This is a genomic window from Nocardia aegles, from assembly GCF_052545135.1.
Genome location: NZ_JBQWRI010000003.1, coordinates 314,112 through 332,964 on the forward strand (window position 1 = coordinate 314,112; position 18,853 = coordinate 332,964).

An 18,853-nucleotide genomic window follows, 5' to 3' on the forward strand; every position below is an offset into this window, starting at 1 on the left:
CTGGGTCACCAACGAGTCGAGTGTCCGCCGTGGCACATTGTCTCCGATCGCGCTAACTACTGGTGTCCACACCGAGCACCGGACGCCGCCTGCTACGTACGGTGGCGGCGGAGGCGTAGCTCAGGCGAAGCACCAACGCCATGGTCTCATGCTCAGGCACTTCCAGCAGGTCCAGGAAACGACCCTGAAGTGACGCTAGTGTATCCGCGAAGTCGGGGGAAATCGCAGCAAGTTCGGCCGGGCGTCGGGCGTAGAGGTATACCGGGGAAATCGGCTGCACGCACAATCCGAGGCGCTCGGCCTGCACCCAAACCCGCGCGACCGCCGCGCCCGCCACCGCGTAGTCGGTCAATCGGGGGTCGATCGCGTCGAATGTCACCGCGAGAATGGCGGAACTGGACCGCACCCGGTCACCGGTGTATTTCCCCAGCGCCGAACCGCCCGACCAGGACCGCAACTGCGCCATGACATCGGCGCGGGCGGTGATCTCGAATGCCGCCCACTCGTCGTCGGTCAACTCCAGACTGCGCGCATCGATTCCGGTCTCCGGGTCGTCGTCGGCCCAACGGAGTTCGGCGAGCATTTCCGCATGGAGGCGGGGCGTGAGATAGCGAATTCGGTCGGACTCCCCTAGCAAACCCGCAGCTTCATCGATGTCCTTCCGTTCCACGACGACGCGCAGATGTGCCCCGGCCGATTCGGCGACCCCGGTGAGCGCGTCGAGCACGCCATCGGCCGGCTGGGCCCCGGTGCCCACTCTGCGGTTGGTTTCGCGGCGTAGGACGGCGGGGTAGTCGGCCGCCAGCTCGGCATCGTGACCGGTCCCCAGCCGCAGGCGGGCGCGGAGACGACCGGACCCCGGCGCGCCCTCGACGAACTCGTGCGGGCCGAGGATTCCGTGCGCGGCCGCCGCGACCCGCGCGTTGTACACGGCCGCGCCGAGCGCGACGGCGCTGCCGCGATAGCCGATGTCCATCGCCGTGCTGTACTCGGGCGCCAGCTCGATGGCGATGTCATCCGCTCCGGCTCGCAACGACCACGGCTGCATGTTTCCCCCGGACGGCGCCCGTTGCGCGCAGGCGAGAACGCTCTCCAGGGGCCCGGCGACGGGCTCGGGCGGCGCCGCCGCCCACACCGGCTCGTCATCCGGCGGCGGGTCGGCCAGCTCGTCGAGGTGCGCTTCCACATCGACCCGGACGCGACCGGAATCCAGCTTCAGCCCCAGTCCGATGCGCCGCACGGCGGCGGCCACACTCGCGGCGCCGAGGCTGAGGTCACCGGCCAGCTGCGGCCAACTGTTCACCGTCTCGCCGACTTCGACCAAGCTCGCGCCCATCCGGGCCGACAGCCCGGCGGCGCCGAGCAGCTTCACCACGTACGGCGCCTTCTCCCGCGACGTCAACCCGCGTAGATCCCGCGCGCGCACCTCGCCGAGTAATCCGTGGAACGCCGGACGCCCCGGTTCGAGATCGAAACGCTCGACGTCCAGCAAACCGCGGTCACTGGTTTCCATCACAACCGGAATTCGGTGCCGAGCCGCGGCCTCTCGGATCACGAGTTTCATATCCAGGGAATCACATTCCTCGACCACGATCGCGAGCCCGTCCAGAAATTCGTCCACCGAATTCTCGTCGACCCCCGCCTCGAATATCCGCACCGGGAGATACGGGTCCAACTCGGCGATACGGCGCGCGGTTACCACCGCTTTGTTCACGCCGATGTCGAACAGCGTTCCCGCGACCCGGTTGAGATTCGACAACTCGATATCGTCCAGGTCCGCCAAGCGCAGTTCCTCGCAAACGCCCTCGAGCGCGAGCAGATGCGCGATCGCGTGCCCCGCGCTTTGCCCGATGATCCCGATCGTGCAGCCGGCCAGACGATCCTGTTCGGCCCTGGTGAGTTTGTTCCGATTGCGGTCGAGCCGGATCAGCCGGAAAGTGCGCGGCCCCGGCAATCCGACCACTGCGGCGCGCCACGGATAGTAGATCCAGCGATCCGATTCCGGCCCCTCCGGAATATCCGGCGCGGTGACCATTTTGCGGTATTCGGCGCGTAGCGACGCACGCAGGTCGAGAAATTCCAGGTGCGGGTCGTCGCGCAGTGCGGCGAGTATCCGCGCGTCCTCCGGATCGGCGGGATCGAGGATCAGTGGCCGATGGTCCGCCGCTCGGCTCCGCTCATCGACCATGTCCGCGCCGGCCCTCCGTCGGCCGCCCGACTCCGCATCGCACGTCGGGCGGACGTGCGACCGGCAGGCCGAGCGCGCTCTGTTCGCGTTGCGTCAGGGATCGCTGCGACTCCTCGGCCGACGCGGCATAACTTCGGGTGTCCCACCACAGCGGAACGGTTCGATAGCGCTCGTTCGGGTACGCCACCGCGGGAATGCGTTCGGCCGCAACCGCACCGGACGCCTGGTGGCGGGCCACGGTGAAGGAGGCCACCGTCGCGAAGCCGTAGCGAGCGCCGAGCAGGCGAGCGCCGTGCAGCACGGTGCGCGAGACAGCGGCGCTGAGCTCGCCCCGGTTGGCGGCATCGCGAGCGACCCAGGCGCCTTTGGCCTCGATCACGCCCTGCGGTATCCGATCGGCGATCATCTGCCGCAAGTCGTCGGCGCCGGGCTGACCGGCCCATTCGACCAGCGCGTGCGCCTGTCGCGTGTCGGTGTAGGGGCCCTGCATCCGTACCCCGGCGACCATGTCTCCGTCGGCGTCGACCGCGGCGAAGAACAACGCCGACGACGCGCCGTCGGCGACCGTTTCGTATTCGAGCGCGTGTTCGACTCCGAAACGCCGGTAAACGTCGCGCGCGCCGCGCAGATACCGGTCCCAGAGTTCCGGCTGAACGTCCGGTTGGGAGACAAAGAACGCACACTCGGATTGCGCGTCGTAATACCGTCGCACTCCCCGCCCACGGGAGTTCGTCGGCACGACTGCAATCAGATCCACAGTCATGTTTTCCTACTCCATCGCCCGCGCTGCCATGCGCGATAGTCCAGCTCGATGCAAGCCCCCCGCGGCCCCGAGCCGAGACGAAGTTGCCCAGGGCAGTATCCGTCATCCGACAGGAATTGACCAGCCGTCCGGCTAATCCTCCGAAAACTCTGCGGTACACGCCATATCTGCGCAGGTCAGACCGGGCACATTCCTAATCGAAAATAATATGGAGACCAGTCGGTTCGGGGTAAGTTACTTATTGGCAATCTAAACGAGGATGGAAATGAACAACTCGACCGACTCCGGACCGTGCCAGATCTCGATCTCTTCACGGTAGGCCCGGGTGATCTCGGCGGACGCCGTCGCGTCGTCGACCTGCGCCCAGACGTCCTCTACCGGATCGTGATAGTCGCCGTTCGGCGCGAATCGGGCATAGACGCCTTTCGGCACCCGCACCAAGACGTCACCTACCGGCACGGCGTCCGGCGCGGGGTACTCGAAACAGACCACCGCGTTGTAGTTGCCCGCCGGATCCGGTACGTACACCGTGTACATCGGACCGCCGGCACCCTCCCGGTCGCGCAGCCGGTCCTTGAGGAACTCGATGAGGTCGCTGTTGCTGACCTTGAAACTCGGGCGCACCCGCGGGACGACCAGTCCCCCGTAGATCGCCTCGGCACGCACCACGATCGCATAGCTCATCGCGCGTCGACCGCCAGGTACAGATCGATCTTGTACGCGTGCGGATAGCACTCGAAATCGCCGGTGTAGGTCCGTTTGATCTGGTTGCGCTCCTCGGCATAGGCGATCTGGGTCCACAGGTCGGTCATCACCTGCGGGAAGTTACCTACCGAGGAGAACCGGGCGTAGGCGCCGCGCGGCAGCCGGGCGACCAGGTGACCGCGGGTGACGTCGTCGAAAGACGCGCACTGATAGCCGACGATCTGCGTGTTGTACGTGCCCAGCTCACCGGTGTAGTCGGTGTAGGCGCTGGCCAGCGGGCCGCCGAGCTCCTGGTGCAACACCGCCGCCCAGGCGGCTTCCAGATCGCGGTCACGCAGTTCCCCGAGCGCGCGTTTGGGGCTGCGTACCGGCAGCCCGGCAACCCACGTCTCGTCCCGCTCGACGATCTCAAACTGCATGGAAAGACTCTTTCGAAAGAAGCCGGAGGTGAACCACCGCGTCAGGTCGGTCGGAACCGCCATGCTACCAACCCGGACCGGGTGGTACCGATGACATATCGCGCCTGATCGCCGCCCGATCACCCCGCTGAACTGGACAGATGTCCGAAGCGGTACCGTCCGGACAGGACCGATGAACGGTCGACGGCACCGGCCGGTCGCGGCGACCCGCAACCGTCCGGTTCGTCCCTCCCGGGGCACCACCGAACGGAGTTTTGATGCACGATACGCCGATCTCCGACCGACCCGGCCGCGTTCCCGGGCGCCCCACCGATCGCGCCTGCGCCACCGCCACCGACGGCCGGTACTGATATGTGCCGGACCATCGCCGAACTCGACGCGGCGGTCGCCGACTGCTTCGCCTGCCCTCGCCTGGTCGCCTGGCGCGAACTCGTCGCGCGCCGCAAACGCGCCGCCTTCCGCGACCAGACCTACTGGGGCCGCCCCGTACCCGGCTTCGGTCCGGCGGACGCGCGGATGCTGCTCGTCGGACTCGCGCCCGCCGCGCACGGCGGCAACCGCACCGGGCGGATGTTCACCGGCGACCGCAGCGGCGACGTGCTCTTCGCGGCGCTGCACGCGGTCGGTCTGGCCAACCAGCCGACCGCGATCAGCGCCGACGACGGCCTGCGGCTGTACGGCGTGCGGATCACCGCCCCGGTGCACTGCGCTCCGCCGGACAACAAGCCGACGCCGGCGGAACGGGATCGCTGCGGCCACTGGCTGAACACCGAATTGCGCCTGTTGACGCCCACCGTCCGCGCGGTGGTGGTGCTCGGCGCGTTCGGCTGGCAGGCTCTGCTTCCGGTGCTGGCGGCCGCGGGCTGGACCGTGCCGCGCCCGCGACCGAAATTCGGCCACGGCGCGCACGTCGAACTGGCCGCGTCCGAGGCGGGCCGTGCTCCGCTGCACTTGTTCGGCTGCTACCACGTCAGTCAGCAGAACACCTTCACCGGACGACTCACTCCGGCCATGCTCGAAGCGGTGCTGGCCGAAGCGGCGCATGCCGCCGGGCTCGAGGTGCGGCGAAGCCACGCGCCGCGCGGCTGATCGGTCGCGCATCGCCGCTCGGCAGCGGGTTCAGACGTGATCGACCAGCGCCGGATGACCTGCTTCGTGGGCGCAGTGCGCGCAGCAGAAGTAGTCTCCGCGCGCCTCCACCCCGTGACCCACGATCCGGCAGGAACAGTGCGTGCAGGTCGGGGCCATGGCGGTGATCGCGCACTCGAAGCTGTCGAAGGTGGCGGACTGGCCGTCACGGGTGATGGTGAACGTCTTGTCGTAGTCGTTTCCGCAGGTGTCGCAGGTTGCCATGAGATGTGGTCCTTCCACGTCGATGGGCTCGAGCATCGCAGTTCGCGGTACCCAGCGCCGAGCACGCGAAACGAGCCGGGCGACATCGGCGATCGCCGGAGGACTGTCCGGCCTCACACCAAATTCCGGATCAGCGACGACATCAGCGGCTCGCGCAGCCCGGGCAGCGCGGCGAACTCGCCGGCGACGACGCGGTTGGTCGCCAGCGAGACGACCGCGCCGATCACCGCTTCACTCGCCAGCCGCTGATGCGGACGGGTCGCGCGCAGCGCATCGGCGAATCCCTCTGCCAAAGCGGCCTGGGTGGCCAGCCGCCGCTCGAGCACCGGCCGTCCCGCCGCGTACACCTCCACCAGGAAAACCTTCGCCACCTGCGGCTCCTGCGCCAGAGTGGAGAAAACTTCAGCACGTCCGCCACCGTCGCCGCCGCGTACCCCTTGTCGGCGGCCGCCTCGATCATCGCCACCAGCATGCGGGCTCGCTGCGCGGCGACCACCTCTTCCGGCGCGATCCCGTGATTGCCGCCGTGCAGTTTCCCGCCCGCCCGAGCCTTCAGCAACGATCCTCGATCCACGTTCCGATGCTAAGCGCGCACGCACCGGTCGCGTGCCGGGTCGACACCCGACGACGTGCCGAGCAATCGAACCGCGAACGGCGGCGAACGGGGGCACAATGACCGACCGAGAGTGCTCGATTCGATGATGAAGGAGCGTGATCGACAATGCGAAGCAGGCAGTTGGCCGGACGAAGCGCCCTGGTCGCGGCGCTGTGCGTCGGCGGGTTCGCGGCATGGGCGGGTCCGGCGACCGCGGAGGCACCCGCCTTCGTGAACATCGGAGTCATCCGTACCTTCGGCGACACCTGCTACGGCGAAGGCCGAGCGGGCGTCTCCTCGCCCAGTGGGACGCCCGGCGTGGCCCGTTTCGGCATCACCTTCGCCGGCAACACCCCCATGGGCATGCCGTGCACCTTCACGGCGTTCGCCAACTGGCGCAACCTCGACACCGGCGCCGCGGGCACGGTGGCCGTCCCCGTCAGCGACAAGACCGCCGGGAACCAGCCGGCCGCAACCGTCTTCGCCGCCTTGCCCACCGGCCCGGGGCGCGTGCAGGTCGACGTGACCACCGACTATCCGCACGTACCGGCTCCGCCGGTCGAGATCCGGATCAGCTGAGCCGTGGTTGCCTGCCCGGCTGACCATCCTGGCCGGTTCGGCCGCACGGCACGCGACCCGATGCATGGGCATTTCCGCCGATCCACGCGAGTGATGCCGATGCGCGGGCGGTGCCCGGCTCCTAGACTGGGGAACTGCGGCACGGTCGACCGCCGAAGCGCCACGGTGATTCCGCGATCGGCACAACTAGAAGTCCCGATCCAGCAAGGGCCGCCTACCACGGCCCGTCCCGATGGAGGAGGGCCGCATGCCCGATTCGTTCCACATGCGCGTCTGTCTGCTCGGCCAGGGCTGTGTCTGCCCGACGGTCACCCTGTTCCTCGCCCCGGAGCCACTGATTCCCGGCGGCAACATGCTGCATCTGCTCGAACAAACCCCGATCGCCGATGACAGCGGGACCCCGACCATCGATCCCGAACTGATCGATCTGGTCGAGACCGAGCCCACCGGCCCGGCTCTGCGCGCCGAAGTGCACGAATTCCGCTCCGGCCGCCCCGACCCGCACCAGATCCACGACATCCTGCACGACCACCACATCACCGACGCCGCGCCGATGGGCCTGGATGTCGGCGATCCCACCGAACTCACCCGCCTCGCGCTGCTCCCCGAACACCCCATCGGGTACCGCCGCATCGACGACTTCCAGCAAGAAGCCACCGCCCGCGCCATGCTCGCGATCTATCGCCTCTTCGAAGTCGATCAGCGAGTCCGCCTGATGTATCACGGTTTCGCCGACCCCGGCACGGGCTGGTTCGCCCTGCGGACCGCCACCGCCTGAGCGCGGAGCCGGTAACCCGTCCGACTTCGACCGACTGCGACTCACCACCCTCCCCAGCTACGTGCGGGCCGTGCTCGACGGCCGCTACGACCTCACCGCAGCCCCGGCCTGACCGACATGCTGGAAAGGCAGGTCCCGGCCCGCCGACTCGTCGTCACTGACCTGGAAGACTTCCCCGCCGAATCCCCCAGGGAATGACCCTCACGACCCTCAATCCGTGGCAGCGCATCGGTTCCGGCCGACGCCCGTCCTTGTACAACTTGGGGACTCAACCGGCGACGAATAGACGACGATTGCGAGGCCTGCGTGACGTGCCTTCTCGCCGACATCCGGACCGGGGTGGGGCTGGACGAGCAGCCGTTCGTCTAGCGGCCCTTCATTCGCTGCAGCAGCGCGGTCCGTGCCACCGCCGCTGTCCCACGCACGACAAGCCCGGCCGCGACCAGCGGTGCGAACACGATCCAGGGCGAGCCCTGGTGGTAGTCGCAGTAGAACCGCAGGGCGCTGCGGTGGTGGGAGTGAACCTTCCTGAATGGCGCGGACCGCATGCTGCCGCCCTCGCGGTGACGGATCTCGACCCTAGGATCGAGGACGACGCGCCACCCGCCGCGGTGCATGTCGAGGGCCACCTTGGTTTCTTCGAAGTAGAGGAAGTAACGGTCGTCGAACCCACCTACTGCTTCGAAAGCTTCGCGTCGAAAAAGCATGCAGCATCCCGAAATCCAGTCCACATCACTGACTTCGGTGACCGGGACACCGAAATAGCGGCGCGTCGCCGGGTTGCCCGGCCAGATACCGCCCAGCAGCGCGTGCACGATACCTACCGCCGGAGACGGGAAACGGCGCCCGCTGGGGTACGGCTCGCCGTCCAGTCGCACGATGCGTGGGCCGATCATGCCGATCCGGTCATCGGTCTTCGCCGTCTCGATGGGAGCAGCGATCGAGCCGGATGTCAGCTTCGTGTCGGGGTTGGCGACCAGGATCCACTGCCCGCCGGTTGCCGCCGCGCCCTGATTGATCGCCGCTGCCAGCCCGACGTTGCGAGTGTTGCGGATGACTCGGCCGCCGAAGTCTTCGACGATCTCAGCGCTGCGGTCGGTGGAGACATTATCGACCCCGACCATGTCCACAGTGAACGGCTCGACCGCAGCGGAGAGGGTCTCGAGGAATCCTGGAAGATCTTCTGCACTCTGGTAGGTGACCAGGGCCAACTGGAGCGTCGTAGCTCTACCAGCCGTAGACCGAAAACGGTGTGCCCTCGGCGATGTGCTTCATCGCGACGCGGCAGTAGTCGATCATGTGATCGGGTGGAGTGTCGAGCGCAAACCAGTCGAGCGCACTGCACTTGTCGGGCTCACGGTTCTCGGGCTCGCCCTGCCAATCGGTGACGGTGAAGAAGATCGCCATGCGGCCACCAGACGAGGAGTTATGCATGATGTGGCTGAACTGCACGTCCTCGGGCCTGATCGTGACGCCGATCTCCTCGGCGGCTTCGCGGATCAGAGCGGTGACGACGGATTCGCCGGCCTCCAGGTGGCCCGCGGGCAGGTGCCACGCGCCATCCTCGAACCCCGTGTTGTAGCGCTGCCCGTAGAGCACGGAGTCGCCACGGCGAAGCACCAAATGAACATCACCAGTTACCTTGTGCCGCTGGGGCTTTGCATCCTGGACGGTCTCGGTTGCCGTACTACCCATAAATGCTTCCTTTCGTTCAGCTGTTGTCGTTGATGCCGCGCCCCGGCGGCTGAAACTCGTGAAGCGCCCCGAGCCTAATGCGCGGCCAGCTTGCCGAATATGCGCCGGACGCATACCAGCAGGGCAACCGCCGGTAAAGAACCGTTCGGCTGCCCGGACCAGGCTCGACCCTGGGACCGCGCGGTAGCGGCCCAGTCGCCAGACACCAATGGGAGATGACGGCAGAGCACGCGTGAAGTGGCATCTGCCAGAAACAGAACCGCCACCCAACGACATTGCTACCCTGACCCTCATGGGCACCCTCCCCCTCGAAGCCCTCCACCAAGCCATCCGCGCCGCCTGGTCCGCCGACACGAGCGCAGCCCAGGACTGGACCGATAGCAACCCAGCGAAAGGCCAGTGCGCCGTGACCGCCTGCGTGGTGCACGACTATCTCGGCGGGGAGATCCTCAACAGTGTCGCCACCTTGCCCAGTGGAGAAACCGTCTCGCACTACTTCAACGTCATCGGCGGCGAGATGGTCGATCTCGCCGCCGAGCAGTTCCCGGAGCACACTCACTTCTCCGAACCGGCACCGAAAACCAAGGGCTTCGCCTCGACGCGCGACTACTGCCTCTCCTACGCGCACACCCGGCAGCGCTACGAACTGCTACGGACGCGAGTCGATGAGCAGCTCAACGATTAGCGTCACCGGGCAGTCCACAGTCCGAAGAACTCGCGCACTTCCGCAACGGCCACGTGCCGACGCAGTTCATCCGCAATGTCGACGAGCGTCGTTTGTAGTCGGGTCGAGGCCACCTTGCTGATACCGGCGAAGTTCTCGATGAGCACCCCGCAGCCATCGGCGATCGCTCCGGCCTGGACGTGGTTCTGGGCCAAGCGGATCTGCCAGGCGATCTGTTCGCCGGGGGTAGGCCCCGGTGCCGTCGATGGCGGATTGCAGGTAGGTAGCGGCCTCACTGTGGTCGCCGAACCGCATGAACGCCAGGCCAGTCAGTCCACTGAGCTAGAACTGGACGTCAAGGAAACCAACCTGATCGCACTGGCCGAGGACGGCGCATTGCCGCGGGCCAAGATCAAGACCCGATCACCGGCTATGAGCTTCACCAACCGCTCGCCGAGCTGCACGCCATCCAGGCCGGGAACGCAGCCCTGGAGCGCGGCCATGGGCCAGAGGTGGCTCGAGGCGTACTGAAGCAACATGTGCCGGAAAAGGAACTCGCCACCCGGAAGGGTGGCGAGTTGCTGAGGTTGGTCGAGGCCCTGGCCTGCGGTTCTTCTTTTGGCCAGGGTTGTAATAAGGCCATTCTGGTGGAGCTAAGGGGAATCGAACCCCTGACCTTCTCGATGCGAACGAGACGCGCTACCAACTGCGCTATAGCCCCGTGCGGCTCCGGGGAACCGCGCTGTGACACTGTATCAGGCCATCCCCCCAGACTCCGAATCGGCACCCTGACCTGCGGAGACGCATATGCACTACGCGCCGGCCGCGCGGCGCATATCGCTGCCGGTGCGGCTGCGCAGGGCGCGGGCGGTGGCCGGGTCGAAGGGGTCGAGGTGGGCGAACATGGGGTCTTCGTCGTCGGGGTCGACCAGGGTGGAGCGGCGGCGGATCGCGCGAGCGGTGTCGCGGTCCATGGTGCCGCGCGGGGCGCGGGCCCGGCGGGCACCTGGATCGGCTTCGTCTTGGTGGCCGCGGTCGAGGCGGGCGGCGCGCCTGCGGCGGATCTCCTCCTCCATCCGTACTTGCTTGCGGAGGTAGGCCAGATAGGTCGCCAGCACCGTGACAGCGAGCCCGCAACCCCACCACAGCATCGGAGTGAATACGAACGCGAGTGCGCCGAACAGGAGGGCGGTGAGCAGCAGGCCGAGGACGGCACGCTGCCGGAAGGTGTATCGGGCCGCCCGGGCGATGGCGTCGGCTTCGGGGTCGAAGCCGCCGCGGCCACGACGGTTGGGGACGAAATCCGGATCGTCCGGGCCCGCGTCGTCGTAGTCGTCGTAGTCCACGAGGGCGGGCGCGGTGGAGCGCGCAGGCGGGATTCTCGCCGCGACCGGCTCGGGGTGGTGTGCGCCCACGCGGTCATCATCGGTCCCCGCGTCGATCTTCGCAGCGACTTCGGCGGCTTCGTCGTCGGCCGGCACCTCGTGGCGCGTCTTTTCGTCGTCCGCCTCGTCCAGCTCCGGTGTGGCGGAGGTGAAGTCGTCGGCCTGGGTGTCATCCGTCTCGGCGTCAGCGATGTCGGATGCCACGGCGTCGTCGGCCGCGGGCGTGTTCTCCTCGTCGGTCTCGGTGACGGGCTCGTCGGCCGGTGTCGTCATCCGGTCCTCCGCATCATCGCTGTGGGGATACTCTCTCGGTACGCGGCGGGGCCGCCAGTTCGGATCGGTTTCGTGCCCGGCGGCCGGGCCCTTCTTGACACGTCGTTTGCCGCCGCCGCGGTGCAGGACCCTGGTGGCCAGCGCGGCATCGGTGGTCCGGCGGATTCTGGGGTGACGGTCGGCGAGAATCGGGAACAGGACGAAGACCCAGAGCACGACCAGACCGATCCACAGGATCGAATTCGGCATCGCGTCAGCACCTCCGTCCCGCCTGGATTTCCTCCGGCTCGGCCCGCCAGCGGCGCGTCACACGCCCCGCGCTCGGCCGGCCCCCGTCCGACGCGACGGCGCGGACGCCGATCCCCTCGCAGGCTCACTGCCGATGACGCAAGACGCACCATCGACGTCCGTAGGCTAATTCCGGGTAGCACCAAGTTCCGGCAGGCGCGCCGTGCACATCCGCCACACCTGTCACATCCACTCAATGTCACCGCGCTCCGGTGGCCGGTTCTACAGCAGGGTGACGCGCCCCTCTCGCACCATCCGGTCCAGGACCGTTCCGGTCAGTTCCTCGACGGTCATGCCGACCAGCAGGTGATCCCGCCAGGCGCCGTCCACGTCGAGGTAGCGCCGCAGCAGCCCCTCCTCCCGGAAACCGACATTGCGCAATACCGCCTGGCTGGCCAGGTTCTCGGGTCGAACGGTCGCCTCCACCCGATGCAGGCCGACCGGCCCGAAGCAGTGGTCGAGACCGAGCGCCAACGCCGCCGTCGCGACGCCTTTCCCGCTGAGATCCTTGGCCACCCAATAGCCGATCCAGGCCGAGCGCAGTGCGCCGCGCACGATATTGCCCACGGTCAACTGCCCGCTGAACGTGCCGTCGACCTCGATCACCAACGGGATCATCGCACCGCGCCTGGCCTCGGCTTTCAGGCTCGACCACAGCGAGGGCCAGTTCGACGCGTGATTGCGCGCCTCCCACGACCCGCGACCGGTCGGCTCCCACGGCTCCAGATGCGCTCTGTCCCGCAAACGGATCCGGCTCCAGGCAGCCGCGTCGCGCATCCGGACCGGACGCAATGTCACCTGTCCCGCGGCCACCTGAACCGGGCCGAGCCGCGCGGGCCAGCCCGGATGCTGCGCGGTCCGGAAGACGTTCATGGCGTCCACGTTCAGCCGCGCTGTGCGAGAAAGGCGACCTGGACTTCGTCACCGGTGCGGATGTCGGTGTCGTCCGGGTCGATCACGATCAGACTGTTCGCCTCGGCGAGCGTGGCGAGCAGGTGCGAGGACGAGCTCCCGTTGCCGAGCGGCTGCACGAGGTACTCGCCGGTGGCTTCGTCCCGCATGAGTTGCGCGCGCAGGTATCCCTTACGGCCCTCCATGGAACTGATGGGCGTGATGGTCCGCGCGCTGATGATTCGGCGCATGGGGTGCCTGCGCCCCAACGCGATTCGGATCAGAGGCCGCACCATCACCTCGAACACCACCAGCGCGCCCACCGGGTTGGACGGTAGCAGGAACGTTGGAACCTCGTCGCGACCCAGCCGCCCGAAGCCCTGAACCGAACCGGGATGCATGGCCACCCGGGTGATTTCGAGCTCGCCGAGGCCCTCCAGCGCCTCCCGGACCTGTTCGGAGGCCCAGCCGCCGACCGCGCCCGCGATCACCACCACCTCCGAGCGCACCAACTGTCCCTCGACCACGTCGCGCAACATGCGCGGATCGGAACTCACGATGCCGACGCGGTTGACATCCGCGCCGGCATCGCGCGCGGCCGCGGCCAGCGCGTAGGAGTTCACGTCGTAGACCTGGCCGGGGCCCGGCGTGCGATCGATATCGATCAACTCACCGCCCACCGACAGCACCGAGAGGCGCGGGCGCGGGTGCACCAGCACTTTGTCTTGACCCACCGCGGCGAGCAAGCCCACCTGCGCGGCGCCGATGATGGTTCCCGCGCGCACCGCCACATCGCCCGGCTGGACGTCGTCACCGATCCGGCGCACGTAGTCGCCGGAACGCACCGGCTCGTACACCTTGATCCTGACCCGCCCGCCGTCGGTGAAGTCCAGCGGGAGCACCGCGTCGGCGAGCGTCGGCATCGGCGCGCCGGTATCCACCCGGACGGTCTGGCGAGGTTGCAAGCGAATCGGCTGACGGGAACCGGCGACCACCTCGCCGACCACCGGGAGGGTGAGGTCGACCAGTTCACCTTCTTCGTCCCGGATGTCGGCCCCAGCGGAGGCCACGTCGACGCTGCGCACGGCATAACCGTCGATGGCCGCCTGGTCGAAGCCGGGCAACGGCCGCTGGGTGACGACGTCCTCGGCGCACAGCAGGCCCTGAGCTTCGGAGATCGCGACCCGGACCGGCCGGGGCGCGACCGCCGCGGCGGTCACCTTGATCTGCTGATCCTCAACCGAGCGCATCCAGCCCTTCCTGATCCTCTCCGCACTCCATCCGAGCTCGCCCGCGCGGGCGCGCGATCCCGCCGGGGCGCAAACGCATTCACGTGCGCACCGCGGTGAACCATCATTCGTACCCGACGGTCCGCTCTCGGCGAAACCCCGGCCGGGTCCGTCAGTCGCCGGTCGTCAGCTGCGGATCCCAGTCCGGACTGAGGCGGTGCTGCAGCCACTCCCGCAGAGCGGGGCCGTATTCCTCTCGTTCCAGTGCGAAATCGACCGCAGCACGAAGATAACCGCCCGGGTTGCCCAAATCGTGGCGCGACCCACGGTGCACCACCACATGAACCGGATGCCCCTCGGCGATCAGCAGTGCGATGGCGTCGGTGAGTTGCAGTTCGCCGCCCGCGCCGGGCTCGATGCGGCGCAGCGCGTCGAAGATCGCGCGATCGAGCAGATACCGGCCCGCGGCGGCGAACGTCGACGGCGCGTCGGCGAGCGCGGGCTTCTCCACCATGCCCTTGACGCGCAGCACATTCGGGTTCACCGCGTCCGGCACGGGCGCTACGTCGAACACACCGTAGGCGCTGACCTCGTCCTTGGGGACGTCGATGGCGCACAGCACCGTTCCGCCGCGCTTGCGGCGCACCCGGCACATCACGTCGAGCACACCGCGGGGCAGCACGAGGTCGTCGGGCAACAGGACGGCGATGACGTCCTCGTCGTCATCGAGGACCCGCTCGGCCTGGGCCACGGCATGACCGAGCCCGAGCGGCTCCTCCTGCACCACCGAGGTGACATCGAGCAGACCCGGCGCCTTGCGCACCTTCTCCAGCAGCTTGAACTTGCCGCGCTCCTCGAGCGTGCTCTCCAGCACCAGGTCCTCGACGAAGTGCGCGACCACGCCGTCCTTGCCGGGGGAGGTGACGATCACAAGCCGCTGCGCGCCGGAACCGGCCGCCTCGGCGGCAACCAACTCGATGCCGGGTGTGTCCACCACCGGAAGAAGTTCCTTGGGCACCGTCTTGGTCGCGGGCAGGAACCGCGTTCCGAGCCCGGCCGCGGGCACCACGGCCGTGCGGAAGCACGACACCTCCGCGGCGTCACCGGGCTGTCCGGCCTTTGCTGTCATACGCATACCCTATCCATCCATCACGCCGCCGGATCGGCGTCGCGCCGACCGGTCCCGGGGTGAGCCTATGGTGATCACTGTGAAGATGCCCGGCGAGCGCGATAAGCATGCATGGCGCACGGAACTACTCGCCCGACGAGCTGTGATGAGCGCAACGGAGCGCGAGAAGGAAGCCTTCGCCCTGGCCACGGCGGTCGCCACGGTGGCCGCTCGCGAATGGGTCTGCGCGTATGTGCCCGTCGCGGGCGAACCGGGATCGACCGCGATGTTGGACGCGCTGCTGGCCGGCGGTGCGCGGGTGCTGCTGCCGGTGACCGGGCCGCCGGGGCCGCTGAGCTGGGCCGAATACACCGGCGCGGATGCCCTGCGCCGGGCCCGCTACGGATTGCTGGAACCCATCGGCGCTGTGCTGCCGCCGGAGACCGTCACCAGGGCGGACCTGATCCTGGTTCCCGCTCTCGCGGTGGACCTGCGCGGCGTTCGCCTCGGCCGGGGCGCCGGTTACTACGACCGCACGCTGCCCGCCGCGCGACCGGACGCCCGCCTGGTCGCGGTGGTCCGGGACGACGAACTGGTCGACCGGCTGCCCGAGGAGCCGCACGACCGGCGCATGGGCTGGGCGCTCACGCCATGCGGCGGCCTGCGCAGGCTGGGCGACGTTTACCCTGGGGAATGAAACACCGATTGGCGGTGTTGGCACTGTCGGCTGTAGAGTGCCAGATCGACGAACACCGCGGAGGATCCTGTGCCTACTTACTCGTATGCGTGCACCCAGTGTGACAACCGCTTCGACATCGTTCAGTCGTTCACCGACGAAGCGCTGACCGTGTGCTCGGAGTGCTCGGGAAAGCTGCGCAAGCTGTTCAACTCGGTCGGCATCGTCTTCAAGGGCAGCGGCTTCTACCGCACCGACAGCCGCGGTGGCTCCTCGACCGCCAGCGAGCCCGCCAAGGCCGACAGCAGCTCGAATTCGTCTTCCACGTCCGACTCCAGCTCGTCGAGCGGGTCGACAGCGTCTACCAGCACGGCCGTAGCCGGCTGATTCGACGGTTTTCCACAGTCGGCCACCTATCCACAGCCCACCGTGATCCGGGCCGGTCGGACGCAAGTCCGGCCATAGGATCCGGCCATGACTCGCGCACTCGCCGATCTCGGCCGCGGCTGGAATCCCTCGGGATGGCAGCGGCCGCCATGGGCCGACACCGTACTCGTCCGACGGTTGCTCGCCGTCGCTCTCGCCGTGCTCGCGGCGTTCCTCTTCCTCCGCGGTGATCCCGGTACCCAACGCGTCACCGTGCTCGTCGCGGGCCGGGACCTCGCGCCCGGGCGGCTGCTCGAGGCAGGCGACCTGCGCCCCGCCCCGCGCGAAGCGGGCACCTTACCGGCGGGTGCGGTCACCGATCCAGCAGCGCTCGTCGGCGCGACGCTGACCGGCGCCATGCGCCAAGGCGAGGTTTTCACCGACCTGCGCGTCGTCGGCCCGCGCCTGGCCGCGGCGGCGACGGGCGCCCGTGCGGCGCGTATCGTGCCCGTCCGCCTCGCCGACACGGCCGTCGCCGACATCCTGCGAGCGGGCGATCGCGTCGACGTCATCAGCGCCGAAGACGCGGGCGGTCCCGGCGCCCGGCCCGCCCGCACCCTCGCCACCGATGCCGCCGTAGTCCTCGTCTCCGGCGCCGGTGCGGGCCGGGCAGCCGCGGAACGCGTGGTCTTGGTCGCGATGGACGCCGAACACGCCACCGCCGTGGCGGGCGCGTCGCTGCACACCGCGCTCACCGTCGTCTTCCACTGACCCGCCGATCGTGCCTCGCCGAATATTCGCCGACGGCTCATTAGCATCGGCCCTACCGGCGCCCGGGTACCGCCGAGCACGACTGCCCAGCTCCACGGAAAAGAGGAGACACCGGCCATGCTCAAAGAGTTCAGAGATTTTCTGTTCCGCGGAAACGTGATCGACCTGGCGGTCGCGGTGGTCATCGGTACGGCGTTCGTCGCGATCATCACCGCGATCACCAGCGGCATCGTCAATCCGCTGCTCGCCGTCCTCGGCGGACCGGGTGATATCGGCCTGGGTTTCCGGTTGGTCGCCGACAAGCCCGCGACCTTCGTCCAGGCCGGTCCCATCATCACCGCCGTGATCAATTTCGTGATCATCGCCGCGGTGCTGTTCTTCGTGCTCGTGCTGCCCGCCGCGCGATTGAAGAAGCGCTTCCGGCCCGACGAGACCACGCTTACCGATTCGGAGGTGTTGATCCAGATCCGCGACCTGCTCGCCGAAAGCCAAACCAGCTCGGGCGGGCGGCACGAATTCTGAGTTCGGCCGTGCCGCAAGCGACACGGGCCCGTCGGCGACGGGCCCGTCCGCGTACCGCGTGTGGATATCCGGCGCTCAGCCGAGGCTGAACGGCTGCCCCCACAACGTCACCCAGGTGATGACGTTGTCGGTCTCCACCTCGACACTGACGAAAGCACGCGCCTGCGCGTAACCCGCACACCCGTTCAGGCCGATGGTCTCGTCAGCCCAGGTCACCGAACCGCTGGTGCCCTTGAAAGCATTGCGGGTCCGGTGCGCCTCATTGCCGAAGTCGTCGGCCTGCTCCAGATCGAGCACATAGAACGACTTCGCCTGCCCCGGCCCCAACGACAGATTGCCGCCGGAGTTCGCACCCACGCCACCGGTGACGTTCTGACCACTACTCCAGTCCACATTGCCGTCCACACCACCAGTGGCACCACCACCGGCGATATTCACCTGGCAGCCAACGGTGTAGCCCGGCAAGATCTTGCCCCCGGCCGCACCCGACAGCTCCACCTGCGCGCTACCCGACACCCAGGCGTTGCGATGCAACGGAGTCGCACCCATGGACGGGCTGATATTGGCCGACTCACCGACCAGACGAACGGTCACCACAGTGCCGTCCGACAACGTCTTGGTCAGCACCCCGCCCGGCAGCGGGACAAAAGTGTCGGCATTCGCCGCACCCGTCGAGAGCAGACCCACCGCGACGGCGGCGGATGCGCACAGCCCGGCCACGCGCGCCAACATTTTACGATCCAACATGACGGTAATTCCCATCGAGATTCGAGTTCGCTTCAGCGAAAAGAGAGGTGACAGATTCGACGCGCGTCAGCCGATGCTGAACGGCATCCCGTAGAGGGTCGTCTTCGAGTAGTGATCACCGATGATCTCGACGACCGTGTACGAACGCGCCTGCGCATAACCCGCGCAACCCTGAATCTGGATCTCGGCATCCTGATACTCCACCGAGTACACACCCGGCTTCAGAATGTCCTTGTAATCGATCTGAACGAACTTGACCTCACCGGGACCGAGATTGACACCGATCGACCCACCCGCACTCGCACCACTCAGATTGACACTGCCCGACACCCCCGCAGAAATCGCATCATCAGCAATACTCACCTGACAACCGACGATATAACCGGTACTCAACTGCGAAGCACCATGCGTGGACGAATTATTCGTTCCCGGGTTCCCGGCCGGACCATTGGTCGGGCCGACAGTGCCTTCGGGAGTGACGGCCACATCGGCACTGGCGTTCCCGGAAACCCACACGACACGGCCGGCACCGTTCGCAGCGAGGGATGGGGAGATCAGTGCGCGCTCACCAGTGCGAGCGATGTTCACGCCAGGCCCTGCCCGGTAACCGTCCGGCAACGGCACGAAGACATCGGCGTTGGCCGCGCCGGTCGACAACAGACCGGTGGCTACGGCCGCCACAGCGGCGGCGCCCGCGAGGCGGACGCCTCGAGACAGACCGTTGATGCGGTACTTGCTCATGTTTTTCCTCATCAGGTTGCATCCGCCCGCCCCAGGGTGTAGGGGCGGGACGTGTCCCTCCAAAGCCGGCGGCGTGCAGTGGAATGTGTTGTCCACCAGACGTTCCGCCGACCCATC

24 protein-coding genes and 1 tRNA gene are annotated in these 18,853 nt (G+C 67.8%); 9 read left to right on the forward strand and 16 right to left on the reverse strand.

Translation table 11 applies throughout. The annotated features are described in order from the left end of the window. Nucleotides 1–52: 52 nt before the first annotated feature. From ACT89H_RS11445 to ACT89H_RS11460, 4 genes are all read right to left on the reverse strand, one after another. Nucleotides 53–2,188, reverse strand: coding sequence for an Rv1355c family protein (locus ACT89H_RS11445; RefSeq protein WP_445108534.1), 2,136 nt, complete (start codon nucleotides 2,186–2,188; stop codon nucleotides 53–55). Further along, on the reverse strand, nucleotides 2,178–2,951 hold the full coding sequence (locus ACT89H_RS11450) for a hypothetical protein (RefSeq protein ID WP_445108535.1): 774 nt from the start codon (nucleotides 2,949–2,951) through the stop codon (nucleotides 2,178–2,180). The genes ACT89H_RS11445 and ACT89H_RS11450 overlap by 11 nt, the downstream gene beginning before the upstream one ends. Before the next feature lie 249 nt (nucleotides 2,952–3,200). Continuing rightward, nucleotides 3,201–3,635, reverse strand: a complete 435-nt coding sequence (locus ACT89H_RS11455; RefSeq protein WP_445108536.1) for a GyrI-like domain-containing protein — start codon at nucleotides 3,633–3,635, stop codon at nucleotides 3,201–3,203. Then, nucleotides 3,632–4,075, reverse strand: coding sequence for a GyrI-like domain-containing protein (locus ACT89H_RS11460; RefSeq protein WP_445108537.1), 444 nt, complete (start codon nucleotides 4,073–4,075; stop codon nucleotides 3,632–3,634). The genes ACT89H_RS11455 and ACT89H_RS11460 overlap by 4 nt, the downstream gene beginning before the upstream one ends. A 351-nt stretch (nucleotides 4,076–4,426) precedes the next feature. Here ACT89H_RS11460 and ACT89H_RS11465 point away from each other — a divergent pair, with 351 nt between their 5' ends. Then, nucleotides 4,427–5,164, forward strand: a complete 738-nt coding sequence (locus ACT89H_RS11465) for a uracil-DNA glycosylase (RefSeq protein WP_445108538.1) — start codon at nucleotides 4,427–4,429, stop codon at nucleotides 5,162–5,164. 30 nt (nucleotides 5,165–5,194) lie between these two features. Here ACT89H_RS11465 and ACT89H_RS11470 read toward each other — a convergent pair whose 3' ends face one another. Both ACT89H_RS11470 and ACT89H_RS11475 read right to left on the reverse strand, forming a co-directional pair. After that, on the reverse strand, nucleotides 5,195–5,428 hold the full coding sequence (locus ACT89H_RS11470; RefSeq protein WP_445108539.1) for a metallothionein: 234 nt from the start codon (nucleotides 5,426–5,428) through the stop codon (nucleotides 5,195–5,197). A 113-nt stretch (nucleotides 5,429–5,541) separates the two neighbouring features. Continuing rightward, nucleotides 5,542–5,799 carry a hypothetical protein gene (locus ACT89H_RS11475; RefSeq protein WP_445108540.1) on the reverse strand — a complete coding sequence of 86 codons (258 nt, stop codon included), beginning with the start codon at nucleotides 5,797–5,799 and terminating at the stop codon, nucleotides 5,542–5,544. A 350-nt stretch (nucleotides 5,800–6,149) separates the two neighbouring features. On the opposite strand from ACT89H_RS11475, the gene ACT89H_RS11480 reads away from it, so the two are divergent. Together ACT89H_RS11480 and ACT89H_RS11485 are read left to right on the forward strand one after the other, a co-directional pair. Continuing rightward, a complete protein-coding gene (locus ACT89H_RS11480; RefSeq protein WP_445108541.1) occupies nucleotides 6,150–6,602 on the forward strand; it encodes a hypothetical protein in 453 nt (150 codons plus the stop codon). 247 nt (nucleotides 6,603–6,849) lie between these two features. Beyond that, nucleotides 6,850–7,380, forward strand: a complete 531-nt coding sequence (locus ACT89H_RS11485; RefSeq protein ID WP_445108542.1) for a hypothetical protein — start codon at nucleotides 6,850–6,852, stop codon at nucleotides 7,378–7,380. A 365-nt stretch (nucleotides 7,381–7,745) separates the two neighbouring features. On the opposite strand, the gene ACT89H_RS11490 is transcribed toward ACT89H_RS11485, so the two are convergent. Further along, on the reverse strand, nucleotides 7,746–8,591 hold the full coding sequence (locus ACT89H_RS11490; RefSeq protein ID WP_445108543.1) for a glycosyltransferase: 846 nt from the start codon (nucleotides 8,589–8,591) through the stop codon (nucleotides 7,746–7,748). Nucleotides 8,592–8,607: 16 nt separating this feature from the next. Next, nucleotides 8,608–9,075, reverse strand: coding sequence for an NUDIX hydrolase (locus tag ACT89H_RS11495; RefSeq protein WP_445108544.1), 468 nt, complete (start codon nucleotides 9,073–9,075; stop codon nucleotides 8,608–8,610). Between the two features lie 292 nt (nucleotides 9,076–9,367). On the opposite strand from ACT89H_RS11495, the gene ACT89H_RS11500 reads away from it, so the two are divergent. Further along, nucleotides 9,368–9,760 (forward strand): YunG family protein, encoded by a 393-nt coding sequence (locus ACT89H_RS11500; RefSeq protein WP_445108545.1) that lies wholly within the window; start codon nucleotides 9,368–9,370, stop codon nucleotides 9,758–9,760. A gap of 2 nt (nucleotides 9,761–9,762) precedes the next feature. On the opposite strand, the gene ACT89H_RS11505 is transcribed toward ACT89H_RS11500, so the two are convergent. Beyond that, entirely contained in the window at nucleotides 9,763–9,906 is a 144-nt protein-coding gene (locus ACT89H_RS11505) for a hypothetical protein (protein ID WP_445108546.1), read from the reverse strand. Here ACT89H_RS11505 and ACT89H_RS11510 point away from each other — a divergent pair. After that, nucleotides 9,899–10,270 (forward strand): hypothetical protein, encoded by a 372-nt coding sequence (locus tag ACT89H_RS11510; RefSeq protein ID WP_445108547.1) that lies wholly within the window; start codon nucleotides 9,899–9,901, stop codon nucleotides 10,268–10,270. The two genes, ACT89H_RS11505 and ACT89H_RS11510, sit on opposite strands and share 8 nt — an antisense overlap. Before the next feature lie 114 nt (nucleotides 10,271–10,384). On the opposite strand, the gene ACT89H_RS11515 is transcribed toward ACT89H_RS11510, so the two are convergent. The 5 genes from ACT89H_RS11515 to ACT89H_RS11535 all read right to left on the reverse strand — a co-directional run bounded on the left by ACT89H_RS11515 (nucleotide 10,385) and on the right by ACT89H_RS11535 (nucleotide 14,934). Then, nucleotides 10,385–10,460 (reverse strand) — tRNA-Ala (locus ACT89H_RS11515). A gap of 91 nt (nucleotides 10,461–10,551) precedes the next feature. Beyond that, on the reverse strand, nucleotides 10,552–11,646 hold the full coding sequence (gene sepX / locus ACT89H_RS11520) for a divisome protein SepX/GlpR (RefSeq protein ID WP_445108548.1): 1,095 nt from the start codon (nucleotides 11,644–11,646) through the stop codon (nucleotides 10,552–10,554). Nucleotides 11,647–11,907: 261 nt separating this feature from the next. Continuing rightward, nucleotides 11,908–12,558, reverse strand: a complete 651-nt coding sequence (locus ACT89H_RS11525) for a GNAT family N-acetyltransferase (RefSeq protein ID WP_445108549.1) — start codon at nucleotides 12,556–12,558, stop codon at nucleotides 11,908–11,910. Between the two features lie 11 nt (nucleotides 12,559–12,569). Beyond that, complete coding sequence (gene glp / locus ACT89H_RS11530; RefSeq protein ID WP_039801046.1) at nucleotides 12,570–13,826, reverse strand: molybdotransferase-like divisome protein Glp; 1,257 nt, start codon at nucleotides 13,824–13,826, stop codon at nucleotides 12,570–12,572. Between the two features lie 151 nt (nucleotides 13,827–13,977). Further along, entirely contained in the window at nucleotides 13,978–14,934 is a 957-nt protein-coding gene (locus ACT89H_RS11535) for a UTP--glucose-1-phosphate uridylyltransferase (protein ID WP_445108550.1), read from the reverse strand. 67 nt (nucleotides 14,935–15,001) lie between these two features. Here ACT89H_RS11535 and ACT89H_RS11540 point away from each other — a divergent pair, with 67 nt between their 5' ends. The 4 genes from ACT89H_RS11540 to mscL all read left to right on the forward strand — a co-directional run bounded on the left by ACT89H_RS11540 (nucleotide 15,002) and on the right by mscL (nucleotide 17,248). Continuing rightward, nucleotides 15,002–15,610, forward strand: a complete 609-nt coding sequence (locus ACT89H_RS11540; protein WP_445108551.1) for a 5-formyltetrahydrofolate cyclo-ligase — start codon at nucleotides 15,002–15,004, stop codon at nucleotides 15,608–15,610. Between the two features lie 69 nt (nucleotides 15,611–15,679). Beyond that, the gene (locus ACT89H_RS11545) at nucleotides 15,680–15,976 is read left to right on the forward strand and encodes an FmdB family zinc ribbon protein (protein ID WP_445108552.1); all 297 of its coding nucleotides are present in this window, start codon (nucleotides 15,680–15,682) and stop codon (nucleotides 15,974–15,976) included. 87 nt (nucleotides 15,977–16,063) lie between these two features. Beyond that, nucleotides 16,064–16,726 carry an SAF domain-containing protein gene (locus ACT89H_RS11550; protein WP_445108553.1) on the forward strand — a complete coding sequence of 221 codons (663 nt, stop codon included), beginning with the start codon at nucleotides 16,064–16,066 and terminating at the stop codon, nucleotides 16,724–16,726. Nucleotides 16,727–16,843: 117 nt separating this feature from the next. Then, nucleotides 16,844–17,248: a large conductance mechanosensitive channel protein MscL gene (mscL, locus tag ACT89H_RS11555; RefSeq protein WP_445108554.1), complete on the forward strand. Its 405-nt coding sequence runs from the start codon at nucleotides 16,844–16,846 to the stop codon at nucleotides 17,246–17,248. A gap of 75 nt (nucleotides 17,249–17,323) precedes the next feature. Here mscL and ACT89H_RS11560 read toward each other — a convergent pair whose 3' ends face one another. Next, the gene (locus ACT89H_RS11560; protein ID WP_445108555.1) at nucleotides 17,324–17,995 is read right to left on the reverse strand and encodes an MspA family porin; all 672 of its coding nucleotides are present in this window, start codon (nucleotides 17,993–17,995) and stop codon (nucleotides 17,324–17,326) included. A gap of 66 nt (nucleotides 17,996–18,061) precedes the next feature. Beyond that, nucleotides 18,062–18,736 carry an MspA family porin gene (locus ACT89H_RS11565; protein WP_445108556.1) on the reverse strand — a complete coding sequence of 225 codons (675 nt, stop codon included), beginning with the start codon at nucleotides 18,734–18,736 and terminating at the stop codon, nucleotides 18,062–18,064. Nucleotides 18,737–18,853 lie beyond the last annotated feature (117 nt).